Consider the following 26211-nt stretch of genomic DNA (forward strand, 5'->3'; position numbering starts at 1 on the left):
CCGTTTACGGTTTCTTTCCGGTCGATCGCGGCGGCGGCGTAAACGGGGTAGGTCGTGCGCGGTCTGGCGGTTAGGGTGCGGCCATGCGTTTCGGGGTGCTGGGACCGGTCACGGCCTGGACTGACGCGGGGAAGCCCGTCACGATCCAGGGCCTGAAGGTCCGCGCCCTGCTGGCCGACCTCCTGGTGCACGAGGGCCGTCCAGTCCCGGCAGACCGGCTCATCGACGACCTGTGGGGTTCTCAGCTCCCCGGCAACCCGGCCGGCACCCTGTCCGCGAAGGTGTCCCAGCTCCGCCGCGCCTTCGAGGACGCTGAGCCCGGCAGCCGCGCACTGGTGAAGTCCGGCCCGGCCGGCTATTCGCTGACCGTCGACAGCTCGTCGTACGACGCACTGACCTTTGCCGAGCGGGTAGCCGACGGACAGCTCGAGGAAGCGCTCGAGCTCTGGCGTGGTCCGGCGTACGCCGACTTCGCGGACGAGGCGTTCGTGGAGACGGCTGTAGCCCGGCTGAACGAGCAGCGGCTCACGGCGATGGAGACATGGACCGACGCCTCGGTGAGTGAACTGGCCGCGCTAGTTGCCGAGCACCCACTGCGTGAGCGACTGCGTGCGAGTCATATGCGGGCGCTCTACCGGAGTGGTCGGCAGAGCGAGGCGCTGGAGAGCTACGAGGAGTTGCGGCGGCTGCTGGCTGACGAGCTGGGGCTGGATCCTAGTCCGGAGCTGGTCGCGCTCCACCAGTCGATCCTCACGCAGGAGCTTCCCAGTCGCCGTTCGAACCTTCCAGCGCCGCTCACCGAGCTGATCGGTCGTGCTGAGGCCGTGACCGACGTCAGCTCGTGTTTGGCATCCGCACGGCTCGTAACGCTGACTGGGCCTGGTGGAGTGGGCAAGACCCGACTGGCCTTGGCTTCGGCAGAAGAAGTGGCTGACCGGTTCGCCGATGGAGTAGTGCTGGTCGAGTTGGCTGCGGTGACTCCTGCTGCGCTGTCGGTGAGTAGCTCATTGACGGATGCTGTGCAGGCAGCACTGGACGTGCGGGAGATCGCTGGCGCTCCAGACATTGTGGTGGAGCGGCTGGCGGCGGTGATGGGCTCTCGGCTGCTGGTGCTGGACAACTGCGAGCAGGTGATCTCGGAGGTCGCCGAGCTGGCTGACCGGCTACTGGCCGCCGCTCCGGGCTTGCGGGTCCTGGCAACGAGTCGTGAGCCGCTGGGCCTGGCCGGCGAGGTCGTGTGGACTGTGCCGACCCTCGAAGTGCCTGCACGCGATGACGGGCCCGATGCGGTGGGCTCGTGCAGTTCGGTGCAGTTGTTCGTCGCCCGGGCTTCAGCCGCTTCTCGTGACTTCACTCTGTCGGCTGAGACCTTGGCCGACGTATCAGTGCTCTGCCGCCGCCTCGACGGGATTCCACTCGCACTGGAGCTCGCCGCGACCCGAGTCCGTGCGTTGGGAGTGCGTGGACTGGTTGCCCGGCTGGACGACCGGTTCCGCTTGCTGGCGACCGGACACCGTGGGGCTGCACCGCGTCAGCAGACTCTGCTCGCAATGATCGACTGGAGCTGGGAGCTGCTCAGCCCGGACGAACAGGTCGTTCTACGGCGTCTCGCCGTACACGCTGACGGGTGTACGCCGGACGCCGCGTCGGTGATGTGTGCCGAGCCAGGGGTCGACGTACTGGATGTACTGGTACGGCTGGTGGACCGGTCGCTCGTCGTACCAGTGCAGGGGTCCGAGGGGCCGCGATACCGGCTGCTGGAGTCCGTGGCGGCGTACTGCGTGGAGAAGCTGCGTGCCGCTGGTGAGCTGGAGTCGATGCAGCAGCGGCACCTTGAGTACTACACGTCCTTCGCGGAGGAGGCTCGGCCGTACCTGTACGGCGGTGAGCAGGGCAGGTGGTTGCAGCTAGTTGACGAGGACACGGCCAACCTGCGGTCCGCGCTGGACCGGGCTGTTGCATCAGGCCAGCTTGATTTGGCTGAGCGGTTGGTGGACGCGCTCGCCTGGTACTGGTACCTGCGCGGGCGGATTGCTGAAGCAGTGCGCTCGCTGGAGACGGTGCCTGATTCTGCTCGGGCGAGTGCTTGGCGAGTCGGGTTCATGTACGTCCAGGGTGACAGTGACGCGGTGGGGGAGCGTGACCGGTGGCTGGAGTCGGCGGATGCGCGGGCGCAGTGGTGGATCGCCTTTACTGGTAGCGATCTCGGTGACCTGGTGACGTGTCAGGCGCTGCTGGACCTCGCGCTGAAGAGCTTCGAGGCGGACGGCGACCAGTGGGGTGTCGCAGCAGTACTGGTGGCGCGTGCCAAGCACGCACACGTGCGGTCTGATGTCGAGGCGCTGCATGCCGATGCTTCAGAGAGTGCTCGTATCTTCCGTGCGCTGGGTGATCGGTGGGGCGTGCTGCAAGCGACCAGCTGGCTCAGCGCCCATGCGGAGCTGATTGGCGACTTCGACGAGGCTGCACGGTTGCAGCGGGAGGACGTGCAACTGGCTGAGGAGCTGGGGCTCTGGCCGGAACTCGCAGGAGCGCTGGGCATGCTGGGCTGGACTGAGATCCGGCAGGGCGACTACGAGGCTGCTCGGGCCCAGGGCGAGCGTGCGCTGCGGTTGGTGACGGAGCAGGACCAGCGCTCGACCCAGGCCCTGGCGGAGATCGTGCTGGCCTTCGCAGCCCGCCGTACTGGCGCCCTGGAGGAGGCGGAGACCCGCCTGCGTGCGTTGGTGGAAGCGGCCCGCCGGCAGAAGGATCCGGTCCTCTACCTCTCGCTGGTCCTGACGGAGCTCGCGTACGTCGTGGAGCTTCGCGGCGAGCCGGAGGCTGCTCTCGGGTTGCACGTGGAGGCCTTCCGCATCTCGGAGGAGTACGAGTCGCTCCGCGGCATGTGCTGGGCCCTGGAGGGAATCGCCGCGTGCCTGCCCGACAAGACCGTCGCCGCACAGCTCTTGGGTGCGGCCGACGCGACTCGAGCCGCCGAGGGTTTTCTGATCACCCCGGCCGAGGCCGAGGACAACGTCCGGGCCGCGTCCGCCGCTCGGGCCGTGCTGGGTGACGCCGACTTCGAGATCGCCTGGGACGCCGGGACCGCCCTTTCCCCGGAACAGGCCTTCAGCCTACTGTGATGCTCCGCAGATCTTCTGTGCTTGAGATTATGTGTGTAGCGAAGTAGTTTCATGGTCAAGCAGACGGGTGAAAGGTGAACCATGGACTACGGCCACGAACTGGTCTTCGGCACGTTCCTGACCCCGGCGGTCGAGCATCCGGACCGGGTGATCGCGCTGGCGCAGCTGACCGAGCAGGTCGGCCTCGACCTGGTCACCTTCCAGGACCATCCGTACCAGCCTCGGCTGTTGGACAGCTGGACGCTCTTGTCCGTCGTCGCCGCCCAGACCCAACGCGTCAAGGTCGCGACGAATGTCGCCAACCTCCCGCTGCGCCAGCCGGTCGTACTCGCCCGCAGCGTCGCCACGCTCGACCTGATCAGCGGTGGCCGGGTAGAGCTCGGTCTCGGCGCGGGCGGCTTCCTGGACGCCGTCGCTGCGAACGCTGGTCCCCGGCTGACCACCGGGCAGAGCATCACCGCACTGGAAGAGGCCATCGCGATCATCCGCGAGGTGTGGACCCCGGAAGGCGGTGGCATCCGGCTGCCTGGCAAGCACTACACCGTGGCCGGCGCCAAGCGTGGTCCGCAGCCGGCACACGAGGTGGAGATCTGGCTCGGTGCCTACAAGCCGCGCATGCTGGCTGTCACCGGACGGCTTGCCGACGGCTGGCTGCCGAGCAGCGGCTACGCCGGGCCCGACCAGCTCACGTCGATGAACAAGATCATCGACGAAGCCGCGGTTGAGGCGGGCCGCGACCCTGCGTCAGTACGGCGGCTCTACAACGTGTCGGGGCGGTTCGACGGGCGTGGTGGCGGGTTCTTGCAGGGACCGGAGGAGCTGTGGATCGACCAGCTCGCCGACCTGACGCTGGACGAGGGGATGAGCACCTACATCCTGGCTTCTGACAACCCTGAGGACATCCGCCGGTTCGCTGAGGTCGCAGCCGGTGTCCGCGAGGCTGTCGAGGCGGCTCGCTCCGGTGCTGTGGTCAGTGCACCTGCCGAGCCGACCATCCGGGGTGGCGGGTTCACCGTCGTACCGACTCCACCTCCGGCTGTACGACGTAGCGCCGTACAACTGCTGGATGAGTCGGATCGGCCCACCGGACCGGCGTTGGACCCGGAGCGGACGTACACGCCGTACCAGCTGTCGTCGGGTCAGCACCTGATCGACGTACACGACCATCTGCGTGCTGAGCTCGAGCAGATCCGGGACCTGGTCGAGCAGGTGGCTGCCGGTTCGATCGGTGTCGGACAGGCACGGTCACACATCAACACCATGACCATGCGGCAAAACAACTGGACGCTGGGGACGTACTGCGAGTCGTACTGCCGGCTGGTGACCACTCACCATTCGTTGGAGGACGCCTCACTGTTCCCGCACCTGCGGCGAGCGGACCCGGCGCTGGTGCCCGTCGTGGACCGGTTGGAGCAGGAGCACCGCGTCATCCACGACGTACTGGAAGGTGTCGACAAGGCACTGGTCGCGCTGGTCGACGGCTCCGGCGGCATCGACGGTCTGCGAGCAGCTGTCGACCTGCTGGACGACACGCTGCTCTCACACCTGTCCTACGAGGAGCGTGAGCTGGTGGAGCCGCTCGCGCGGCTCGGGGTCGTCTAGGCCTAGCCTCGCCGGCTCATTTGGCCTCGCCGAGTAGTGAGGCGAGGATGTCCAGCAGGCGGAGAGTGGGCACCTCGCCGAGCAGGCGCGCGGCCGACGTCGGCGGCTCGGCGATCAGACGGACCTGCAACAGCTTGAAGTCGCGGACGTTGGCCGGGTTGACCAGGTCGTTGTGCACCGCGGTCAGGAACTCCGCCCCGGCCGACGCCGATCCGTAGGTCATCCGGATGAAGCTGTCGGTGACGGGGTAGAGGTACGGCCGCTTCAGGTGCAGCAGCTTCGACTTCTTGGCGTGGCCGAAACCGCGGTGGCCGGTGAACTTCTCGTCCAGCGCCATCGCCGCCTCGAACAGCTCACTGCCCGGCGTCGCGTCCTCCAGTCGCGCGTCGACGGGGATGGCGGCGAGCTCCTTCTCCGCATCCACCTCGAGCAGCCACGGGATGTCCATCGCGCGCAGGTCGGAGCCGATCACCATCGTCCGGGCCAGATCCTCGAGCGTGATCTGGTTCGGGTCGGAACCTCCGACGCACGTCATCCCCGGCAGACCGTCGTAGTAGCGCAGTACAGCGCCGTTCGTCTCGGCGTACAGCCGCAACTGCGCTATCGCCTCGTCAACGACGATCTTCCGAGTACCGATGTTCATGAGCCACACCCTCACACTCTTGGTGGCAGACCCGCCAGCGGGCGGACCATCATCCGAACGTTTCCCTGACACCGTTTCCGCAGATCGTAGGCGACCCCGCGCTCACCCACACGCCAGGGTCACTTCCCGTTGTCCACAACCTGTAATCATCCGGTCTCAGCAACCTCCGAAATCCATAGACTCTCGGTGACACCCCATCAACCGAGCGGAGCCGCCCATGAACCCTGTACGGCGCTGGCTCGCCCTGCTCGGGTGCGCCCTTTTCGTCGTCCCGCTGAGTCCCCCGGCCCACGCCGCGCCGCCGGGCACGTGCGTCCACGTCGACGTCAGCGTGACGGCGAGCGGCGAGCTACTGACCAAAGGCCCACAGATCGCGAACGACGGCGGGTTCGCCCACGCGGGCACCGGGCAGACGTTCACGTTCCAGGCGCGAACCTTTGCCCCGTCAGGAGATATCTGCACCATTCAGCTCACCGACCTCCGCACGTGGAAGGTGAGTGCCTGGCCATGTGAGAACCATGCAGCGCCAAAACCTGCACGGACGCAATCGCTGACCTGGACAGTGACGGTGCCGGTCGACTGTTCGCTGTCCAGTTCGCCGGGGCTGCTGAGCGCTTCGCTGACGAACAACAAGGGCTCGGCCAGCGGCAACGTGATGATCTACGCCGGCGCGCCGGGCTTCGTGCTGCCCGACCTGCAGGCTCGCGGCCTGTTCGGGCCCTTCGCACTGCAGTCCGACCCGGTCAACTCGCTGACGGGTGCGCTGGTTGCCTCCGAGACCGACGCGGCGGTCGATGGCCTCGGCGTCCCGCTCACCGTTACACGGACGTACAACTCGAACGACTCGGGCGCGAGTCCCCTCGGGCGTGGCTGGCGTCCGTCGTACTCCGATCGGCTCGAGCTGGACGCCGGGGGAGCGCGCTACCTGGCGTCGGACGGCCGGGAGATCGCGTTCGACCGGCAGGGGACCGGGTTCGTGGTCGAGCGCGGCGTGGCTCGTTTCGGCCTGGCGCGATCCGGCAGCGAGTACGTGCTGACGAGTTTCGATTATCTGCGCATGCGGTTCTCGGCTGCCGGCGAGCTGCTGTCGATCCTCGATCGGAACGACCAGGGTGTGGTGATCGAACGCGTCTCCGGGCGTGTGGCGACGGTGACTAACGGCCGGCGGTCGTTGTCCTACGACTACAACGAACTCGGGCTGATCGCGTCGGTACGCTTGTCCGGGCCGGGCGTCGAGCCTCGAACCGTGCGGTATGAGTACGACGATGGGCGGCTGACCGCGGTCACATCGCCCGGCGGCGTGCGGACGCGGTACGCGTACGTCGACGGTCGACTGCAGTCGGAGACCGTCGGGGACGCGGCCAAGCCGGCGTTCGCGACGGAGTACGGCGCCGACGGCCGCGTCGTGGCCCAGACGGACGGGAACGGCGGCAGGTCGACCTGGTCCTGGGACCCGGCCGGAGTCCGCGGTACGTCGACGATGACCGATCCGGCCGGCGGGAAGTGGATCAACGAGTACGAGCGGAACTGGCTCGTCCGCCAGATCGATCCGACCGGCGCCACGGTCACCTTCCACTACGACGCGGCCGGAAACCTCATCCGCGTCTTCGACGGCCTCGGTCACGGCGCGAGTCATAGCTACGACGCCTTGGGCCGGGTCATCGCTTCAACGGATGCCGGCGGCAACGTCACCCGCCGGACGTACAACGGCTTCAACGACCTGGTCAGCTCAACTGACCCACTCGGCCGTCGTACGACGTTCTCCTACGACGCTCGCGGCAACCTGCTGAGTACGACGTACGCCAGCCGGACTTCTTCGGTCCTGTACGACCGCCGAGGTCAGGTGACACAGGCGCGCGATCCGCTCGGGCGAGTCACGCGGCTCGCGTACTCGGCGGATGGTGATCTCGTCAGCGTCACGGATCCGGCCGGCCGGGTCGCTCGCTACGAGGTGGACGGCTGGGGCCGAGTGACCAAGGCGACCTCATCGCGGGGTGCCGTCAGCACCTTCACCTACACGGCCGACGACCAACCGCTCGAGCAGCGTGGAGCGCTGGACGTCACAACCCGGCAGACGTACGACGCGCAGGGCCGGCTCGTGACCGTGGTCGACGGCCGTGGCAACACCACTAAGTTCCGGTATGACGACGCCGGCGCACTGGTCGGTGTCACCCGACCGTCGTTGCCGGAGGCCACCGCTTCGTTCGACTCGGCCGGTCGACTGACCAAGCGGGTCGACGCCAGCGGCCGAGTCCAGACGTTCGCGTACGACGCCGCCGGCCGCACGACCTCCACGACGTACGGCGGCCGCACCTGGCGGTTCAGCTACGACAAAGCCGGCCGCCTGATCCGCACCACTCTGCCCTCGGGCAAGTCGGCGTCGTTCACCCTGGACGCGCGCGGCGCGATGACCAAGATCGCGTACTCCGACAAGACCCCGTCGGTCAGCTTCACCTGGGATGCGGTGGGCCGCCGTACCTCGATGACGGACGGACTGGGTACGACTCGGTTCGGGTACGACGCTGCCGACCGATTGACCTCGAGCGGGCCGGTGGCCTACCAGTGGGATGCGGTCGGCAACCTGACTGCGCGAACGGCGGCTGGGCATACGGAGACCTATACCTGGGACGCCGTTGACCGCCTGAGTTCGGCAGCCGTCGACGGGAAGCCGCTGGCGTCATACCGCTACGACGACTCGCGGGGCACGATCACCACCACCCGCCCCGGCGGTCTCATCGAGACCCGTTCAATCGATCTGCGGAACCGGACCACGTCACTCGCGGTGACTCGGGGTGGCAAGCCGGTCCGGTCGATTACCTCGTCGTACGACGCGGCTGACAATGTGGTCCGCAGCGAGGACTCCATTGCCGGCAAGTCGTCTTACACCTACGACGCGTTGAACCGTTTGACCGGCGTCTGCTACGGCGTCGACCAGTGCACCGACGACGCCCAGGACTACATCCGCTACGACTACGACGCCATCGGCAACCGCATCTGGGAGCAACGGCCCACGGGCAGCACCTGGTCCCTGTACGGCGCCGGCAGCGAACTCCTCGCCTCCATCACCGCCCCTGCGACGTACCCCCTCGACCCACCAAAGGCCCGCGTCTACGCGTACGACGCCGACGGCAACCTGTCGACGGCCGGCGAAACCACTTACACCTGGTCAGCAGCCGGCAAACCCCTCACCTCAACCACAGCCGGCACCCAGACCACCTACACCCACACCGGCGACGGCCGCCGAGCCACCTCCACCACCGGCCCCCAGACCACCAACTACCTGTGGGACCCCCTGTCGCCCCAGATCCTGTCGACATCCACAGGCCGCACCCCATCCCGCTACCTCTACGGCACCGGCCTCCTAGCCCAAGCCACCTCGACCTCAGTCACCCCAGTGACCACCACCCCCACCGGGTCCATTCTCACAACCGCCACCCCAACCCCCACTCACCACGCTTACGACCCCTACGGCCTCTCACGCCCTGTCGGCGCTCCGCCCACCCCGCCTACGAGGGGCGCACAAACGCCCTCGCCCGGCTACATCGGCGGCCTCAAACTTCCGAGCGGCAACTACCTCCTCGGCCAACGACCCCACCACCGGCACCTTCCTCACCCCAGACCAAGGCGGTTCACCTAACCCCTACGCCTACACCTCCGGCAATCCCCTCTCCAGCACCGACCTTCAGGGCCTGTCCGACATCGACGGCACCCTCACCGACGTCTCCCACATCTCCGGTTACGCCTCCACCGCAGCCCTGGCCGGAGCCGTAACCTGCACCCTCGTCCGAGCCTGAGCCCCCGCCATCCCCATCTTCATGCAAGTCTCCGCCGCCACCGGAATGGTCTCCGCCGGCACCGCCGGAGTCCTGGACACCCAAGCCTGCGTCGTGAAGGGCAACTGCTCAGCTCTGGCAGCCGACATAGCCGTCGGCGCCGTGGCCAGCCGCTTTCCAGCGCTTGGGAGCACCGGCCGCCGACTGCCGACCATGTCGGGCCGCGCCATGTTCGGTGGGCGGGACACAGCCGTCAAGAACATGTTGAGGTATTCGGAGAGGAACCCGATGGAAGGCTTCTACGACGTCATCGGACACGGCGGACCAAACGACATCGCAGGGCAGTCCGCCAGCGAGATAGCGCGTAAGATCGCGCCGAGTATTGGCGGACAGAACGTCAGGTTGCTGTCGTGCTGGACGGGTTGTTCCAATGGCAGCTTTGCGCAGGACCTGGCGAATGAGCTAGGCGTGACCGTATTGGCTCCAACCACCGAGATCGGTGCATCTGGATCGGGTAAGACCCTGGAGATCTACGACGGAGGTGTGTGGCGATGGTTCGAACCGGTCGGTCGCCGCTGAGGCTGATCGGCTATTGGGCCGGTCCGACTGCGCCAGACTGGCCGGATCCGAGGGACTTTGTCGATCCAACCTGGGATCGGCATGAGCGCGACACGATCGCCGACTACCTCCGCTGCGGTTTTGTGGTCCGAGCGTTCGGAGGAGTATCTACCTGCCGGTTCTGTGATCGTCAGAACGGCGCGCTCGAATTGAGTGACGGTGCGTGGTATTGGCCCGATGGTCTGGTGCACTACGTCGCGGATCATGAGGTTCGACTGCCAGCAGAGTTTGTCGAGCATGCTCTTGGGTATCTGGACCGGTTGGGCGATTCCGAACGTGACATTGAGTGGTGGCGCTCCCAGATCCCGCGGGCAGGCAAGTGAGCGCGGTAGCCAAGTAGTCCCACGAGTGCGCGCTTGTGCGCTTCTGTGTCGACGTGAGGATGGCCTCGGGCCATCCGGAGCCTGCCAGCGCTGCCGGATGGAAAACGGCTGTTGAGCGATGACCTCGAGCTCTCGTCAAAGCCGTCAGCGAATCGGTTGTTGTGTCCTTTGAGGATCGGTGAGTATGAAGGTTCGCTGCGTCAAGATCATCAACCCTGCCACTCTGGAAGTGGAATCTTCCAGCACCTGGGTGCGGATGGGAGAGGAGTACCTGGTTCTCGAATTGATGGGCAGTCCCAACGGGAGGCTCTCACTCCGGATCCTTCACGATGACAACTCCACGGGCATCTGGGATTCGGAGATGTTCGTGGACACTGATCCAACCGTTCCCTCGAATTGGGTGGCACGAGTCTCTGAAGGCGGCCGACTGCACATCGGTCCACCGCGATGGCTCGACCGCGGCTTCTGGGAGCGTTACTTTGACGATGAGCCGACCGCCGTCGAAGCATTCAAAGCGGAGATGGCAGTCATCCGTGATGATTCGGGTCGACTCGGCTGATGCTTCGATGCGGCTCTACGAGCTCCAAACCTCCTTGCAGATGAATGGATCGCTGGCGCCTCGAGGCTGCTCTGTGTTGGCTACTAATGGCGCCGGAGCCACCTCCACCGAACGAGTCTGAGTTCCTGCGGTTGTTCCGACGGCAAAATCAGTCACGAGATTTCCGACATCGCGACTGATCCGTCGCTGACGCGGCGGCCGGGGAACCGCAGGGGTGACTTCTTCGTTAGCGGCACCAGAGACGGCATCGATATCGAGGTGCTCATCCGGAACAATCAGATTTGGATCGGCTACCCGACCAACACTGCGAGGAACCCATACTGACCATGGAGGAATGGCTAGGCCAAGTGCGGGCCATTGCCTGGTAAGGCGCTGAGTACGTGCCTGACGAGTTCATGCCGCCTGATCTCGACGACTTGGCTGTCCGCTCGGAGGAAGGTGAGCGTCCTTGAGCGGCGTGGTCGGGTGATATGCGCGTGTCGCTGTGCATGACCTGCTGCCTGGCTGGCATCTCGTCATATGAGATCGAGTGCGCGTCGACTTGAGGAGCTGCCACTTCCCGGAGCTTGTCCGACAAATACAACCTGGAAGCGGAAGGATCACCTGTTGAACCCGGATGTAGAACGGCGCCACCTCACCGAGTCAGTTCATCCGTCGGCATCGGTGACAGCTGGTGTCGAGCTCTCTGTCAGCTCTTCGGACAGCGACTTGTTGCTCGCTCGGTGTCGGGCGGTTCTACTCGCGGTTCTGCAGCATGACGAGGAGGACTGGCCGTCGCTGAACACGTGGCGGAGTGAATTGCCCAGGTGGTTTGTGGACGCTTGTTGCCCGGAGAGAACTGCGGAGGAGGCTCGGCAGTGGTTGAGTTGGTGGAGGACACTGCCACCAGATGAGCAGGCAGCTGCTACCGAGGCAAAACGGTGGGCACTCTCGGACTGGCTGTGGTGGCTCGAACCTGGCCAGCGCACCTGGTACTGGCTCGGTGCGAACGTGATCGACACACACGACCTCCGGATCTTCTTGCAAACGGATGGATCGCCGGCGCCCATTGGCGCCCTGCGTTGGCTACTGAAGGCCGCCGGTGCCTCCGACATCGAAGAGGTCTGAAGCGCGAGGGTTGGCTGACGGGCCACGGGACGGGGCGCCGGGGCTGGCTATTCTCGGCTCGGCTACTCTCGGCGCCACTGACGGTCACCGTGCAGTCTGGGCATACTGCAACCACCCTGCGATCCGGGCAAGCGGCGACCGAATCGTCACTCGGGAGACGCCACGCATGGATATGCCACCATCGGAGCGGGCTGAGGAATCAGCGGTCCAGATTGGGGCTCTTGTTCCGTTGACTCGGCCTGGCTGGGTTGAGGCCGGGCGACACTTGCTCGCTGGACTCGAGTTGGCCGTTCGAGATGTCAATGAGGCCGGCGGGATCGTCGGACGACCGCTCGAGCTGGTGGTTCGAGACACCGCGGCTGATCCACAGAGGGCGGCGGCCGCCGTGGATGAGTTGGCTCGTCTGGGCGTGGCTGCCTTGGCGGGGGAGTACCACAGCGTCGTCGCTCGCGCCGCTTCCGCCCGGGCCGACGCCCTCGGCTTGCCCTTCCTCTGCTCGTCAGCGGTTCTCGACGCGCTCACCGAACAGCCGACGGAATGGGTCGCGCGCCTCTCCCCGCCGCAGTCCCACGGCTGGCAGATCTACGCAGACTTCCTCCTCAGCGCGGGTCACAGTCGAATCGCCGTAGCAGCCGTGTCGAGCGTCTACTGGGCAGCTGGGGTCCGCATTCTGCGGGACTATCTCGCTCCACGCGGCGGCACCGTCATCGAACTCGACCTGCACGCGCTCGCCCCCACGGCGGTGTGCGACGAACTCGTCGACAATCGCGCGACAGCCCTCCTTCTTCTGGTTGGCTACCCGGAGCCGGCAGTGTCGATCGTCAAGTCCGTCCGTCACGATGAGCGCCTCGCCGAGATCATGATCGGTGCTCCGGCCGGGCAACCGGAGTTCGCCGAATGGGCGACGTTGCTGGGCGACGACAGCGCCGCGATCCCGTTCTTGCGCTACCTGCCCGAGCGCCTCACCCCACTCGGTGCACGGGTCGAAACGGCCCTCCGTGAGCGGCTGGCCGAAGCGCCATCCTTCGTCGCCTTCGAGGGCTACGACACTGTCGCCGTCCTCGCCGACGTACTGCGTTCTCACGGCGCGGACCGGGCACGCATTGCCGAATCCTGGCCGCAGGTTGCAGTCAAAGGCACCCGCGGCCAGATCCAGTTCTCCCGCACGCCAGGCATCAGCGTTTGGCAATGGGCTTCGCCGCCAATCCAAGTCGTCGATCGAGATCCGGCGGATCCCCAACGTTTCCGGATCATCCACGCCAGCTGACAGAGCACGGCGGACCGCATGCCCAGATCAGTGTGGCTTGAACTCTTGTTGAGGGGTCTCGCCGGTGGCGTTCGAGGCTCGTCGCAAGGAGAGGAACGTCAACGGCCAGCTGTGTCTGAGCCAGATGGTCAGTGGTGGGTGGCGGGGCTGGCGGCAAGCGGGTTGGGGCTTTGGGTTGGTGGGGCCGGGAGATCCTGGGATGCGGTGGTTGATCGGGTGCTGGCCGGACCGACCTGAGGTAGTTCGTCGGCGAGGGGCGGGGATTGGCTGGCGTGCTGGGGGTTGCTGGCCTGGGGAGGGCCTGCGTGGCCCGGTCTACACATGGCAGGTCGTTTCCGATCTTTGCGGCGGTGTGTGGCGGTGGTTGGCTTTGGGTCAGCGGGGGGTTAGGCGGATTACGGGGTATTGGCGGGTGGACTTGGACTGGTACTTGGCTAGGCGGGGTTGGGCGGTGGTGATGCGGTGCCAGGCCTCGTCGCGGGTGGGGCCTTCAAGGGTGTGAGGGGTGACTGGGAGGGGTCCGCGGCCGGGGAGGGCGATGGAGGCGTTGGTGGGGTGGGCCATGAGGTTGGCGTGCCAGTCCGGGTGCTGGCTGCCGCCGCCGGAGGCGACGACGAGCCAGGCGTTGTCGCCGTCGGGGAACCAGGCCAGCGGGGTTTCGCGCGGCTCGCCGCTGCGGCGACCGAGGGTCTGCAGAACCAGTACGTCCATGCCCATGAACTTGTCTCGGCCGGCATGGATCTTGCGGCTGGTACGGGCGTTCATGGTCCGCTGGATCCAGCGGGAGAACGCGCCGGGGGTACCGGGCTTGCGCTTGATTGTCTGCTGGTTCTGAGTCATGGCTACCTCCAGTTGATTCGACTTGGTGTCTCTGGCGGTAACGCTATGAGCCGGTCACCCTTGGCTGCTTCTCGATTCCTGATCGATCGGTCGAGGGGACCCAGTTGGCAGTGGGGGGCCGGCTCGCTAGTCGGTCGGGGTGGCGCCGATGTGGCGGCCAGGGCGGCGGTCAACGGGTAAGGACGTTCTGTGGGGAGGGCGGTCTGGGCTTCCGTTGCGTTGGTCCGGGACAGGCCGTGGATGTGGTGCATGGCGGGGGTGACGTCTTCGATGGTGGTGATCCAGTCGTGGACGTAATGGTCTGCTCTGGGTCCCATTCGCGTTCTTGATCGAGATCTCGCTGGCGTTGCGGCACGACAGATCGCGGGGGCCATCGTCATGACGATCCGGGCCGTGCGTCGGCTGAGCAGCTTCTCCCAGCGGCGCCCGCCGAGGTAGCTGGTCGCGGCCGTGGTCGCTAGTTGAATAGTTGTAGTAGGCAACGGTCTAAATGGGTTGCGAGCGGTGGGGTGGGCGCTGATCATGCGGGGTATGGAGACGACCGTTGGAGTGTTGCTGTTGATCGTTCCCGCCGATGGGCCGGCGCGGGGTCAGCAGCAGGGTGGTCGTGGGTGGAGGTCGATCCCCGTTCAGTCGTGACGGGGGCGCTAGTCGCCGGGTTGCTGGCCGGGTATGGGATTGCCATGCCGGTCGGCCCCGTGGGGACCTACTTGGTGGCGTTGACTGCCAGGAGTTCGTGGCGGGTCGGGGCTTGTGCGGCATTGGGGATCGCGTCCGCGGACGGGATCTATGCATTGGTGGCGGCGGTTGCCGGGTCGGCGTTGGCGCCGGTGCTCGAGCCGATCGTCGTACCGCTGCGATGGGTTTCGGTTGCGGTGTTGCTCACGCTTGCGGTGCGCGGCACCATCACCGCAGTACGGCGGTATCGCGCGCAGCGACTGACCACCATCGACCAAGAGCTGCCACCAAGCGCGGCCAAGGCGTACGTCGGCATGCTCGGGATGACGCTGTTGAGTCCGATGACGGTGATCTACTTCGCGGCGCTGGTGCTGGGCGGTCCGGACTCGATGGCAGCGACAGAGCGCGCGGTGTTCGTGATCGCCGCGTTCGTGGCGTCGGCCAGTTGGCAACTGTTGCTCGCCGGAGGTGGTGCGTTGCTCGGGCGTGCGCTGACCGGGCAGCTCGGCCGGTTGCTGACCGCGCTCGGCTCGAGTGTGGTGATCGCCGTCCTGGCGGTGCGGTTGGTTGCCTAGAGCGGACGTTCCACCGCGCCTGCCGGGTGCAGGAAGAGGAGGACCGGTGTCCCGGCGTTCGGGATGGTGGTCGCGTAGGCCTGGAGCTGGGGTGCGTAGTACGTGACCCGGCTGTCCAGCGCGGCCGCGGGTACGGCGTCCGTCTTGTAGTCGACGATGACGAGGCGGCCGTCGTCCTCGCGGTAGATGAGGTCGACGAATCCTTCGAGGATCGTGCCGTCCGGCTGCGCGGTGCCGACGTACGACTCACGCCAATGCTCACGCACGGCCGCCCGTTGCACCACTGAAGAAGCCAGCGCGGACCGAGCCAGGGCCGCGACGACATCGGCGTACTCGAGGACGCCTTCGGCGACGCACTGCGCCGAGACAGCGGCGTCGAGGCCGGCGCCTGTGCCAAGGTCGACAACCTGCAGTACGCCGTGGACCGCGCGGCCGATGGCGGTGCCGTAGCGGCCCTTGGACCACGGCGGCAGCTCGAGGTCACGAGCCGCCTTGGCCGTGCCGGGATCCACGTCGGCCAAGGCGACGTCCGGGCCGGTGCCTTCCAGGCCGGACGCGCTCTGCGCGGAGCGCAGGCGACTCGCCGACCGTGCGGCCGCGACGCGGGTCTCCCAATCGGTACGGGCGATCGGCGGCGTGACGTCGGCTGACGACCGCGGCTCGCGCTCGACCGGCGCTGGACTGGTGAAGAGCGTGACGTGCGGTGCCTCGACACCACCGGCGGACGCGAGGAGCTCGGCGTTGCTGGACTGGCGGCGGTTGCCGGACCGGTGCAGTGACACCACCAGGTGGTCGCGCGCTCGAGTGGCGGCGACGTACAGGAGGCGGCGGCGTTCGTAGTCGTCCATCTGCTCGTCGACCGGCTGGACGAGATCGAAGTCCTCGGTCTGCACGGACGACTTGAGCTTCACCGCGTAGCCGCCGTCCGGTGGCCAGAGCACCTGGACGCCGCGCTGGCGGTTCGGCGCCGCGGTCATGCCGGACAGGATCACGATCGGGAACTCCAGGCCCTTCGCGGCATGGATCGTCATCACGCGTACGGCGTCCGCGTCGGTCTCGGGCAGCACTGCCTCGGCGACCCGGGACGCCTCTTCGCCTTGATGCGCGGCCCAGGCCAGGTACGAACGCAGGCCGCCGTGCTCCACCTCGGACCAGGCCCGCGCCTGATCGACGACGAACCGGACCCGGCGCCAGGCATCCCGCGCCCGCGGCCCGATCGCGGCGACCTCGAGCATCCGGCGGTCGGCGACGATCTTCGCCAGTACTTCGCTCGGCGTCATCCACCGCGCGGCGTAGTGGGTACGGCGGAGCCACTCCATCGCCGCGCCGACCGGATGAGTCAACAGGCTGTCAGGGACCGGCGCCGTCAGGTTGAACGAGCCGCCGGATCGCTTCCAGACATAGAGGTCGTCGTCACCGCAGCCGAACAGCGGCGAACGCAGGGTCGTGACCAGAGCGAGCTGGTCGCTCGGGTCGCCGAGCGCGCGGGCGCAGGCGAGGAGGTCCCGGACTTCCGCGGTCTGGTAGACGAGAGAGCTCGCCTCGGCGCGGTACGGGATGTCCGCGCGATCAAGCGCATCTTCGAGGAACGGCAGCGACGTACGAGCCGGAACCAGTACGGCGATGTCGCCGGCTTCCGCTGGACGCCAGCCACGCGTGCGGTCGTCGTACACCAGCCAGCCGTCACTCAAAGCCTGCTCGATGACCGCGGCGACGTCAGCGGCTTCGCGTTCGCGGAGGACGGAGGCCTGGGCGCGGGGAAGGTCGTTGTGCGGCTCGGCCCCGAGGATGGTGACCGCCGGACCGGACGCGGCCTCGTCGTAGTCGCCGAGGTCCGGAGAGTCGGCGCTGGGCGTCTCGTCGGAGGTGCGCCGGAACGGGAGCACGGTCGCGAGGGGTTCTTCCTCGAGGTCGCCGAGTAGGGAGAGTTGGTCGCCGCTGACGTCGGCCGGTTGCGGCGGGGGAGGCCCGGACGAGCGAGGCGCGTCCGGGGACGGCCCGGCGCGGTGGGGTGAGAGCGCCTGGTACGACGGCTGAGCCCCTTCCTGCGGTTGGATCAACGACCCGAACACCGTGTTGATCCAGTCCAGGATCGGCGACACCGTACGGAAATTGGTGGTCAGGGCAACCGTCTCGCCGAGCAGGTCCTGGGCCGTCAGGTACGTCGCGATGTTCGCCCGCCGGAACCGGTAGATCGACTGCTTCGGATCCCCGACCACGAACAGCCGGCCCTCCGGCACCTCCACCTCGCGCCAGTCCTCGGCGGACGCCTCGGCGCCACCGGCGATCCGCACCGCCAGCTCGATCTGGATCGGGTCGGTGTCCTGGAACTCGTCCAGCAGCAACCGCTCGAACCGCTCCTGCAACGCGGACCGCACCGGCGCCTCCCGCCGGAGCAGGTCGCGCGCGAGCACCAGCAGATCGTGGAACTCCAGCCGCCCTTCCTCCCGGCGCAGCCGAGCCGACTCCAGCACCCGCTCCGCGATCCAGTGTGAAAGGTGCCGAAGGCAAGCATCAAGGAGCAGGTCGACCAGTGATCCGGCGACTTCGACCACCTCGGTGCAGTCCGCGCGCACCTTGCTGATGTCCGGCCAGTTCTCCTTGCGACCGATCCGGCCGACCTTCAGCCCGCGCAACGTCTGCAGGATCGCGAGCTGCGTCTCCTGGTCGGTCGCGGCGTCCAGCATCGCCCCGAGCTCACGGATCTGCTGGACCTTCGGCAGCAGTCGATCCTCGGCCTCCAGACAGGACTCCGCCACCGCACCGATCTGCGCGGCCGCGGCGACCAGTCCCTCCAGATCGGGCATCGACACCAGCTCGGGTGGATCGACCAGCACTCGCTCGGCGATCAGGTCCCAGTCGTTCCCGAACAAGCGGGCCAGCGAGCGCAGGTGTTTCAGCTCGACCCCGACCGCCATCGCGAGCAGCAACGGCTCCGCGATCGAGTCGTCGTCCAGCAGTTGCTGCTGCAACTCCGACCAGCGCTCCTCGAACGCGACGGACGAACCCACCTCGTCCAGTACGTCGATCAGCGGCGGCAACCCGGCCTCGATCGGATGCGCGAGCAGCAGCTGCTGCGCAAAGGCATGCAGCGTCCCGATCGACGCCGAATCCAGATCGTCCAGCGCCTCGTCCGCCAGCTTTCGCGCCGGCCCCTTGCGTGCCTTCTCGAATTCGACCCGCAACCGATCCCGCAGCTCGGCGCCCGCCTTCTCGGTGAACGTCACGGCCGCGATCGTCCGCAGCGGTACGCCGTCCCGCAGCACCAACGTGGTCACCCGGTCGACCAGCGCATGCGTCTTCCCCGACCCGGCGCCCGCCTCGACGAACAGCGTCGCCGACGTGTCCGACTGGATCCGCTCCCGCGCCGCCCCATCCAGCAGTTGCTCACTCATCGCCGGCCTCCTCGAGAGCGGCCGCGTCGATCAGCTGGACCAAACGGGACAGTGTCGGGTCGTACCGTTTCCGGTCCCATCGCGCCCGCACCTCGCTGTGGCCGATCCCGTCCGGGTTGCAGTAGTGGCACTGCACCCAGAGGAAGTCCGGCACCTCGGGCGCCTTCGGCGGGAAGTACCCGGCCGCGATCGACGACACGATCACGTCGAGCGTCTCGACGTACCGGGCCTCGACCTCGGGGGTCAGTGGCACTGGGATCCGCTTCCCACCCTTGCGGACGAACCAGTACGACGCCTCGACCGGTGTGGACGGTTCACCCAGCCGGGCGCGGGCGGCGTAGGCGTAGACCGGCAGTTGCAGCTTCGTCCCGCCCGCCACCGGATCGGACTCGATCGCCTCGTACCGCGAGAAGCCGCCCGTCTTCACGTCGGTGACGTAGATTGTCCCGTCCCGTCCGAGGTCCACTTTGTCCGCACTACCGCGCAGCAGCACACGGCCCGACGGCACCGGGATCTCCACCGGCGGCTCACCGTCGAACCCGAACCGCAGCTCGGAAGCGACCACCGATGCGTCCCGCTCGGCGCGCCAGCGATCGTCGTCGTTCAGCAACACCATCAGGTCGCCGAGGATCCGCAGCCGCTCCCGCTGCCACAAGCGGGGATGCCCGGTCAGTCCTTCCGCCTCGAACCGGTCGGCGAGCTCCGCACCGATTGCCAGCAGCAACGATCGCTGCTCGGCCGACCAGGGCTCGCCGTACGCCGGCAGCGAACCGGCCAACCGGGACACGAACGCGTCCAGGCTGTTGTGGATCAGGTTTCCCACCTGGATCGGCGAGATGACGAGCAGATCCTCGGGTGACTCGAGCGGCTCCACCTGCAGCAACCGTTCGACGAAGTACGCATGCGGGCAGGTCGCATACGCCTCCAGCGAGGTCGGCGACGCGATCCGGTCCTCCACCGCGAACTCCGGCAGGCCCGACACTCCGGACAGATCCCCGTCGAAGCGGGTGAACGCGTTGCTCGCCCGACCCCGCAGCAGCTCACGCGCCCGGACCACCACCGCGTCGTCCAGCCACAGCCGCGCCGACATCGCCCGGACCTGCCACTCCTGCTCGGTCGCCGGCATGGTTGCCGTCGTCAACGAGCCCGCGTACGACGCCGAGGTCAGCAGACGATCGCCGTACTCGGCCTGGTCCCACTCGGTCGCGGCGAGCGCATGCTCTCCGGTCAAGGAGCGCAGGGTCCCCAGCAGCCACCGGGTCGGAAGGCGCCGTGACGACCGCCGCAGGTCGCCGCGCGGGAACGACGCCACCACCTTGCGCGCCCCCGCCGAGAACGCGACCAGCAGATGCCGCTGCTTCTCGTCCAGCCGGTCCCGGAACGACGCCAGCTCGGGCGCCGCCGCCTCACGGACCCGATGGGGGAGCAGTGCGTCCTCGTGCACCCGCCCCGGATACAGGTCCTCGGACAGCCCCACGACGTACACGATGTCCACCGACAAGCCGATACTCGCCGACAACGGCGCCACCAGTACCCCGGTGCCGAACGTCCCGACCCGAGGCAGCGACTGCTGCAGCTCGAGATCCAGTACGTCGCGCAGCACCGTGAGGCTGGCCGGCGTACCAAGCTCGTCCAGCGTCGACAGACCCTTCAACGAGCCCTCGACCGCGACAGCGGCGTACTGCTCCTCGATCGGAAGGGACGAGTAGTCACCGAGTAGATCGTGGAACAGGTGCAGCGCGCTATCGGCCAGCTCAGCCCAGGTCTCCAGGACGGCGATGGCCTTCAGCCGGCGACGGAGCTCTGAAGCAAACGCATGCAGGCGTTCGGCGTTGGCGGCGTTGTGCTGCGCGCGCCGGATCGCGGCCGGCCGGGGATCCTCGGCCGCCTCCTCCTGATTCGCCGTACGGCGCTCGGACTCGGCGTAGCGCGCGAGCCGTGCATCCCAGTCGTCGCCACGAACCACGCCGGCGACGCGGGACATGCGCTCCCACTGCGGCACCGGGATCCGCTCGCCGGTGAAGTCACGGGTCGGCGCGTTCGCCAGCGCGCGGAAGACGTCGGCACGGGGCAGATCCTGGTCGACGAGCGCGAGCACCTCGAGCAGGGTCCGCGCGATCGCGCGCTCGTGCACCGGCCGGGTGCCGGGACCGTTGACCTCGATGCGGGCGGCGGCGAGATGCTCGTGCAGAAGTCGCGCGTACGGCGTCGCGGCCGAGTACAGAATGGCGATGCGATGGGCCGGGGTGTGGGCGAGGGACGCGACGACATCGCGGACGACACAGCGCACCTCGTCATCGGCGTCGGAGGCGTTCAGGACCTCGGTCGCGACCGGGTAGTTCTTCGAGATCGACGGCGGCAGGTCGATCCCGATCCGTTCCAGGGAACGCCGGACGGCCCGGTCGGCACGGCGTACGTCGGTCAGGCCGATGATCACCGTGAGGTCGGCCGCGGCGGTGCCGAGCGCTTCGACGAAGGCGGCCTGGGTCTGGGTGAGCTCCTGCGGAAGGTAGAGAACGAGGGCGCCGAGCTCGGCGACGATGCCTGGCTCGGAGGCGATCCGCTTCACCGCGGCCCGGAGCAGGTCGGTCTCGTCGTACCACTCCCCGGCGAGGTTGGAGGTGACGTCGCGGTGCAGGCGGACGAGGTCGGGGCCGAGAACGGAGGCACCGGCGACCTTCTCGAGCGCGGGGTGCGTCAGGTCGCGAAGCTCGCGGTGGGCTGAGGCAAGCGCCTGGATGGTGGACGGGTGCTCGGCGACCTCCTGGAATTTGCCGGGCGCTTTGGACAGCGCCGTACGCCAGGTCGCCGCCACGATCGGCCGGGTCGCGGGCCGGCGTGGCGAGAGGGCGCCGGCGGCCAACTGCTCGGCCAAACGTTCGAGCGTGCCCAGGTACAGACCGGCAATTCCAGCCGGGGCCGTCGCCAGGGAGCGGCGGGCGATGACGCCGGAGAGGTTGTTGGGCAGGAGGAGGGTGACAGGCTTCATGGGATCGTCGGCCTTGAGCCGCGCGACGACGGCATGCAGGCGCTCCAGCGCGGCCGCGCCGTAGGCCGTCGTCTCGATCCGGGTCTCGCTCACCACGTCCCCCATCGTCAACTGTCACCGGAGACGCTAAACCCTCCCACGGACAAAACCCGCGACCCACCCGCGGCGGAGCACTTTTGTGCACGGAATCAGTACGTCGCCGCGCCGAGAACTCAACTGATGCACAAAGAGCCGCGAAACGCCAAGGTTTCTGCGGGCCGGGCGGTCGGCTCGGACAATGGGGGAATGACCAGGGAGACGTCGTTCGCGCGGGTTCTGCTCGTGCTCGTCTTCGCGCCCGCCGGCGGTGTATTCGGCAAGGCGGTGGCCGAGGCCGCGCAGGGCCGGCAGTGGTGGCCGTGGCTGCTCACGGCGCTGGTCTGGCTGCTGCTGTCCGGGCTGTTCTCGGTGGCGGTGACGAACCATTTCGACGAGCACAGATAATGCTCCGATGGCGGCCGCGGTGCATCACATCGAACTCTGGGTCCCGGAGCTGTCCCGGGCACTGAACAGCTGGGGCTGGATCCTCAACCGGCTGGGCTGGAAGGACGGTGATGGCTGGCCTGGCGGAATGACCTGGACCGCCCCCGACGGCACCTACCTGGTCGTCGAGCGGAGCCCTGCGATGTCGGCCGAGGAACACGACCGGCTCCGGCCCGGCATGAACCACCTCGCCCTGAACGCGGCCGGCCGGGCCGAGGTCGACGCGATCGTTGCCGAGGCAGCCATGCACGGCTGGACCCTCATGTTCGCCGACCGCCACCCGTACGCCGGCGGCCCGCAGCATTACGCCGCCTTCCTGCACAACGAGGACGGCTACGAACTCGAGATTGTCGCTCCAGACTGATACGTGAGACTACTGATGCCTGGAGTGACGGCAGGGGCTGGTGGTGTGACATGGTTACACGAGGCAAGTGGTGTCGCGGGGCAGAAGTGGAAGGACGGTGCTCGTGACGGAGAAGCCTGACGGGGGAAGTACGCCCGGACCGGCTTCGCGCTCTGCGCGTTCGACAGAATCTGCACCGGAGCTCCTGGAAGCCCGGATCCGCGGTCTCCAACACGCGCTCGGGCAGTTGCTGGAGAACGCCCGCCGGCTGACGTACGGCGAGCATCAGCGGGCCGTGCAGCTGCATCGTCAGCTACAGGAGCAGACAGCGATCGCCCGGCGCGAGTCACGCGCACTGGTTGACGCCAAAACCGCCGAGGCCCTGGCCACCGCCGAGCCGACGGCGCGTCGGCTCGCGGATCGGCTCGCGCCCGGTCTCGCGTCGATCCCGCCGAACGACGCCCGCTGGCGATCCCGCCAACTGGTCGGCGCGGGCATCCCGGCGTACGTGCGCGTGGGTGAGCTCGACCCAGGTACGCCGGTCGCCGCGCCGCTGTTGCGCACCAACGGCTGGAAGGTGACCGCCGACCGCAACGAGTCGGCCCGCCGGCTCCTGCAGAGTGTGGCGTTGCGGCTGGTCGCGGCCGCGGAACCCTTCCGGCTCAGGATCGACGCGTTCGACCCCCGATTGACCGGGACGATGGGGCTGCTCGGGCACTTGACCACGAAGTACCCGCAATTGGTGCCGAGGGCAACGCACACCGCCGAGCAGCTGCATGCGGTGCTGTCCGGGCTGGTCGACGTCTCGTCGTTGCGCGCCAGCCGGCAGGCGCAACTCGGGCACAAGCGGTTCGAGGATCTGATCCGGGAGACCGGCCGGGTCACCGATCCCTATCGGCTGGTCATCCTGTTCGACTACCCGGCCGGCATCGACACCCTCGCCCAGCGCGATCTGCTCCGGCTGGCGGCGACCGGTGGAGAGCGCGGCATCTGCTTCCTGGTCCACCACGACCCGTCGATGACGCCCGAGAACGACGTCGACACCAAGCAGCTGCTCGACCTGCTCACGCCTGTTGCCATCACCAACGAAAAGGTGGAGCTCCCGCAACTGCCCGGCGTACCCGCGAAACTGGACCCGGCCTTCGACGCGAACGTTGCCGCCGGCATCTGTGACGTCGTGGCCGAGCTGGCGGAGATCGCCGTACTGCCGACGATCGAGTTCGACACCACCCTCCCGGACCGCTCGACCTGGTGGCAACCGGTCAAGGACGAGCTCAGCACGGTGATCGGGTACGACGACCGCACGCCGGCGCTGGTGCGCTTGCGCAGCGGCAACCCCGCCCTGCCGCACGTCCTCGTCGGTGGTGCGGTCGGTCAAGGCAAGTCGAACCTGTTGCTGGTGATGATCCACGGTCTCGCCGCGCGGTACGCCCCGGCCGATCTGGAGATGTATCTGCTCGACTTCAAGCATGGTGTCGAGTTCTCCGCGCTCGGTCCGGCGGCGGAGCGCGAGCACTGGTTGCCGCATGTGCGCGTGCTCGGTGTCCACAGTGACCGTGCGTTCGGTCTCGCCGTACTGCGTCATCTGTCTGACGAGTTGGCGCGGCGCAGTGAGATCTTCAAGTCACATGGCAACGTTGCCGACATCGCCGAGCTGGCTCCCGGTCCCGATCGGCCGCCGCGCATTCTCGTCGTACTCGACGAGTTCCAGGTGCTGCTGGAGGACGACGACGAGCTCGCCGACGAGGCGGCCAAGCTGCTGGAGCGGCTGGTTCGGCTGGGCCGCGCGTACGGCGTCCATGTCGTCCTCGCGACGCAGACGATCGAGGGCGTCAAGCGGTTGTCGACGCGGCGCGACTCGATCTTCGGACAGGTGCCGTACCGGATCGCGCTGAAGACGACGCCCGCCGACGCGCAGGCGATCCTGCGGAACGGGAACACCGCGGCAGCCGAGCTGCAGTTCCGCGGTGAGGCGGTGCTGAACGCGAACTTCGGCTCGCCGGACGACAACCAGCATGTGCTGGTGAGCTTCGCGGACAAACCGGTGCTGGACGAGCTGCGTCGCGAGCTGTGGGTCAAGTCGGGTACGACGCATCCGCCGCGGGTGTTCCATCTCGCCGAGCCGGCGCGGTTGGTGGACACCGCGGCCGCGGTGAAGCCCGAGCTCGGCCGGCCGTGGACCGGGCTGCCGATCGCGGTGACCGAGGCGCCGGTGCCGGTGGAGGTACGACCCGAGCCGGGCGCCGGCGTACTCGTGCTGGGTGACGGCCCGGCCGACGCGCTCGGCGTACTGAGTGGTCTGGCGTTGTCCGCGGCGGCCGCTGCGGTGGACCCGCCGCGCTTCGTGTTCATGGACGGCACCAACTCGTCGCCGACTGTTGCCGATGGCAAGGATGCGTTGATCCAGGCGTTGCGGCAGCTGGGGTGTGAGGTCGAGACGGTCGACAAGCACGACGACGTCGTACCGCGGCTGTTCTCGCTGCGGGACGCGGTGCGGAACGGGCAGATCAGTGGGGAGACCTATCTGCTCGGCTACGGGTTCCATGGCGTGCCGAAGATGCAGCTGCATGCGGAGGGGTTCTTCGAGAGCCCGGCGAACGCGTTGCAGGACATCGTCCGCGACGGGCCGGCGCAGGGGCTCATCACGTTCGGCTGGTGGAACCGGCTCCATGTGTGCACCGAGCAGCTCGGGTACGGGCGTGCGAATGTGGCGACCCACCTCTTCCTCAAGCACCCGCAGGACGGGGTACGTGCTGTCTGTGGCCCGCTGGTGCGCTGGGCGTCCGAACCACACCGCGCGCTGCTGTGGGACGGACTGCACCCGGAGGCACAGGTCGTCGTACCTTTTGCGGCACTGCGATCCGACGAGGTCGATCGCGCGGTGGAGTTGGTACGGCGATGAAGACGGAAGAGCAGGAGTGGGCCGAGTACGCGCGGGCGCTGCGGCAGGTTGCGGGAGCCCGAGCGGACGCGCAGCAGGCGCAGGACCGGCTGACGGCGCACAAGTCCAAGGCGGAGGCCACTGCGATGGCCGAAGCCGATGCGATGGCCGAGCGGGGACGGCAGCTGGAGGTACGGCTGAACGCGCTGGCCGAGAAGGCGGCGGTCAGTCTGCAGCGGGCCGGCCTGCCGGCTGAGGGCAAGCGGGCCAACATCGCGCTGCCCGAGATCCGCGCACTGCCCGACATCGAGGCCGTCGCGGCCCGGCTGACCAAGCAGTTGGCCGAGACCGTGGACCAGCTCGAAGAGGTCCGTGCCGAGGCCCGGGCCGAGCAGGAGCGGCGCAAGCGTCGTACGATCAGCGCCGCCCTGACGCTGGTCGGGTTCGTGGTGGTATGGGTGGTCACGCGGTCGTTCCTGGCCGGTATCGAGGCCGCCGCCATCGCCGCGGTCACGATGCTGGCGGCGTCGCGGGTGCTCGGGCTGCCACGGCTGCCCGGCGCCCGGTGGTGGGGCTGGGGAGGTGCGGTCATGGTCGTCGCGGTGATGGCGGCCGGACTGCCCTGGTGGCTGGCGATCCTGGTCCCTGTGATCGTGTCCGGTACGGCGATCGTGCTGCCGAAGAAGCGTGGTTGAGGGAGAGGGTCAACGTGTCCGACGTACAGCGGCTGAAGGAACAGCTCCACCAGGTCTCGATGGAGGCCAAGCAGGCAGCGGGCGGCCTGGCCGGGTTCAAGCTCCGCTTCACCCAGCACAGCCAGCAGGTGGAGAGCCTGATCGCCGGTACGGCGACCGGCGTCGACCGGGACATCTCGGAGATCCTGGACGCGGCCGGCAAAGCGGTCGAACAGGCCGCCGAGGCCCTCGAGATCGCCTCGGCCGGATGCAAGAGCTACGCCGACCAGATCTGAC

17 protein-coding genes are annotated in these 26211 nt (G+C 67.8%); 13 read left to right on the plus strand and 4 right to left on the minus strand.

Annotated features, from left to right (window positions below; genetic code table 11):
* Positions 1–83 precede the first annotated feature (83 nt).
* Complete coding sequence (locus AB0F43_RS29925; protein ID WP_360484165.1) at positions 84–3125, plus strand: BTAD domain-containing putative transcriptional regulator; 3042 nt, start codon at positions 84–86, stop codon at positions 3123–3125.
* Positions 3126–3206: 81 nt separating this feature from the next.
* Positions 3207–4727, plus strand: a complete 1521-nt coding sequence (locus AB0F43_RS29930; RefSeq protein ID WP_360484168.1) for an LLM class flavin-dependent oxidoreductase — start codon at positions 3207–3209, stop codon at positions 4725–4727.
* A gap of 16 nt (positions 4728–4743) precedes the next feature.
* Here AB0F43_RS29930 and AB0F43_RS29935 read toward each other — a convergent pair whose 3' ends face one another.
* Positions 4744–5370 carry a DUF6308 family protein gene (locus AB0F43_RS29935; RefSeq protein ID WP_360484171.1) on the minus strand — a complete coding sequence of 209 codons (627 nt, stop codon included), beginning with the start codon at positions 5368–5370 and terminating at the stop codon, positions 4744–4746.
* A 217-nt stretch (positions 5371–5587) separates the two neighbouring features.
* Here AB0F43_RS29935 and AB0F43_RS29940 point away from each other — a divergent pair, with 217 nt between their 5' ends.
* The 5 genes from AB0F43_RS29940 (at position 5588) to AB0F43_RS29960 (ending at position 13017) form a co-directional block, all read left to right on the plus strand.
* Entirely contained in the window at positions 5588–9007 is a 3420-nt protein-coding gene (locus AB0F43_RS29940; protein WP_360484174.1) for a DUF6531 domain-containing protein, read from the plus strand.
* A 178-nt stretch (positions 9008–9185) separates the two neighbouring features.
* Positions 9186–9722 carry a hypothetical protein gene (locus AB0F43_RS29945; RefSeq protein ID WP_360484177.1) on the plus strand — a complete coding sequence of 179 codons (537 nt, stop codon included), beginning with the start codon at positions 9186–9188 and terminating at the stop codon, positions 9720–9722.
* Positions 9695–10084, plus strand: a complete 390-nt coding sequence (locus AB0F43_RS29950) for a hypothetical protein (RefSeq protein WP_360484180.1) — start codon at positions 9695–9697, stop codon at positions 10082–10084. Before AB0F43_RS29945 ends, AB0F43_RS29950 begins: the two co-directional genes overlap by 28 nt.
* 184 nt (positions 10085–10268) lie before the next feature.
* Positions 10269–10643: a hypothetical protein gene (locus tag AB0F43_RS29955; protein ID WP_360484183.1), complete on the plus strand. Its 375-nt coding sequence runs from the start codon at positions 10269–10271 to the stop codon at positions 10641–10643.
* A gap of 1279 nt (positions 10644–11922) precedes the next feature.
* Complete coding sequence (locus tag AB0F43_RS29960; protein WP_360484715.1) at positions 11923–13017, plus strand: ABC transporter substrate-binding protein; 1095 nt, start codon at positions 11923–11925, stop codon at positions 13015–13017.
* A 375-nt stretch (positions 13018–13392) separates the two neighbouring features.
* Here the strand turns inward: AB0F43_RS29960 and AB0F43_RS29965 are convergent, their stop codons facing one another.
* Positions 13393–13857, minus strand: coding sequence for a nitroreductase family deazaflavin-dependent oxidoreductase (locus AB0F43_RS29965; protein WP_360484186.1), 465 nt, complete (start codon positions 13855–13857; stop codon positions 13393–13395).
* Between the two features lie 683 nt (positions 13858–14540).
* Between AB0F43_RS29965 and AB0F43_RS29970 the strand changes: the two genes are divergently transcribed.
* Positions 14541–15110, plus strand: a complete 570-nt coding sequence (locus AB0F43_RS29970) for a LysE family transporter (RefSeq protein WP_360484718.1) — start codon at positions 14541–14543, stop codon at positions 15108–15110.
* Here the strand turns inward: AB0F43_RS29970 and AB0F43_RS29975 are convergent.
* Positions 15107–18505: a UvrD-helicase domain-containing protein gene (locus tag AB0F43_RS29975; protein WP_360484189.1), complete on the minus strand. Its 3399-nt coding sequence runs from the start codon at positions 18503–18505 to the stop codon at positions 15107–15109. The genes AB0F43_RS29970 and AB0F43_RS29975 overlap by 4 nt on opposite strands.
* Positions 18498–21590: a PD-(D/E)XK nuclease family protein gene (locus tag AB0F43_RS29980; protein ID WP_360484192.1), complete on the minus strand. Its 3093-nt coding sequence runs from the start codon at positions 21588–21590 to the stop codon at positions 18498–18500. The genes AB0F43_RS29975 and AB0F43_RS29980 overlap by 8 nt, the downstream gene beginning before the upstream one ends.
* 189 nt (positions 21591–21779) lie before the next feature.
* On the opposite strand from AB0F43_RS29980, the gene AB0F43_RS29985 reads away from it, so the two are divergent.
* The 5 genes from AB0F43_RS29985 (at position 21780) to AB0F43_RS30005 (ending at position 26210) form a co-directional block, all read left to right on the plus strand.
* The gene (locus AB0F43_RS29985; RefSeq protein ID WP_360484195.1) at positions 21780–21977 is read left to right on the plus strand and encodes a hypothetical protein; all 198 of its coding nucleotides are present in this window, start codon (positions 21780–21782) and stop codon (positions 21975–21977) included.
* A gap of 7 nt (positions 21978–21984) precedes the next feature.
* Entirely contained in the window at positions 21985–22380 is a 396-nt protein-coding gene (locus AB0F43_RS29990) for a VOC family protein (RefSeq protein ID WP_360484198.1), read from the plus strand.
* 103 nt (positions 22381–22483) lie between these two features.
* Positions 22484–25261 (plus strand): FtsK/SpoIIIE domain-containing protein, encoded by a 2778-nt coding sequence (locus AB0F43_RS29995; RefSeq protein ID WP_360484201.1) that lies wholly within the window; start codon positions 22484–22486, stop codon positions 25259–25261.
* Positions 25258–25935 carry a hypothetical protein gene (locus AB0F43_RS30000; RefSeq protein ID WP_360484204.1) on the plus strand — a complete coding sequence of 226 codons (678 nt, stop codon included), beginning with the start codon at positions 25258–25260 and terminating at the stop codon, positions 25933–25935. The genes AB0F43_RS29995 and AB0F43_RS30000 overlap by 4 nt, the downstream gene beginning before the upstream one ends.
* Before the next feature lie 14 nt (positions 25936–25949).
* The gene (locus tag AB0F43_RS30005) at positions 25950–26210 is read left to right on the plus strand and encodes a hypothetical protein (protein WP_132209572.1); all 261 of its coding nucleotides are present in this window, start codon (positions 25950–25952) and stop codon (positions 26208–26210) included.
* Position 26211 lies beyond the last annotated feature (1 nt).

The organism is Kribbella sp. NPDC023972 (assembly GCF_040639075.1).
Lineage (GTDB): Bacteria > Actinomycetota > Actinomycetes > Propionibacteriales > Kribbellaceae > Kribbella.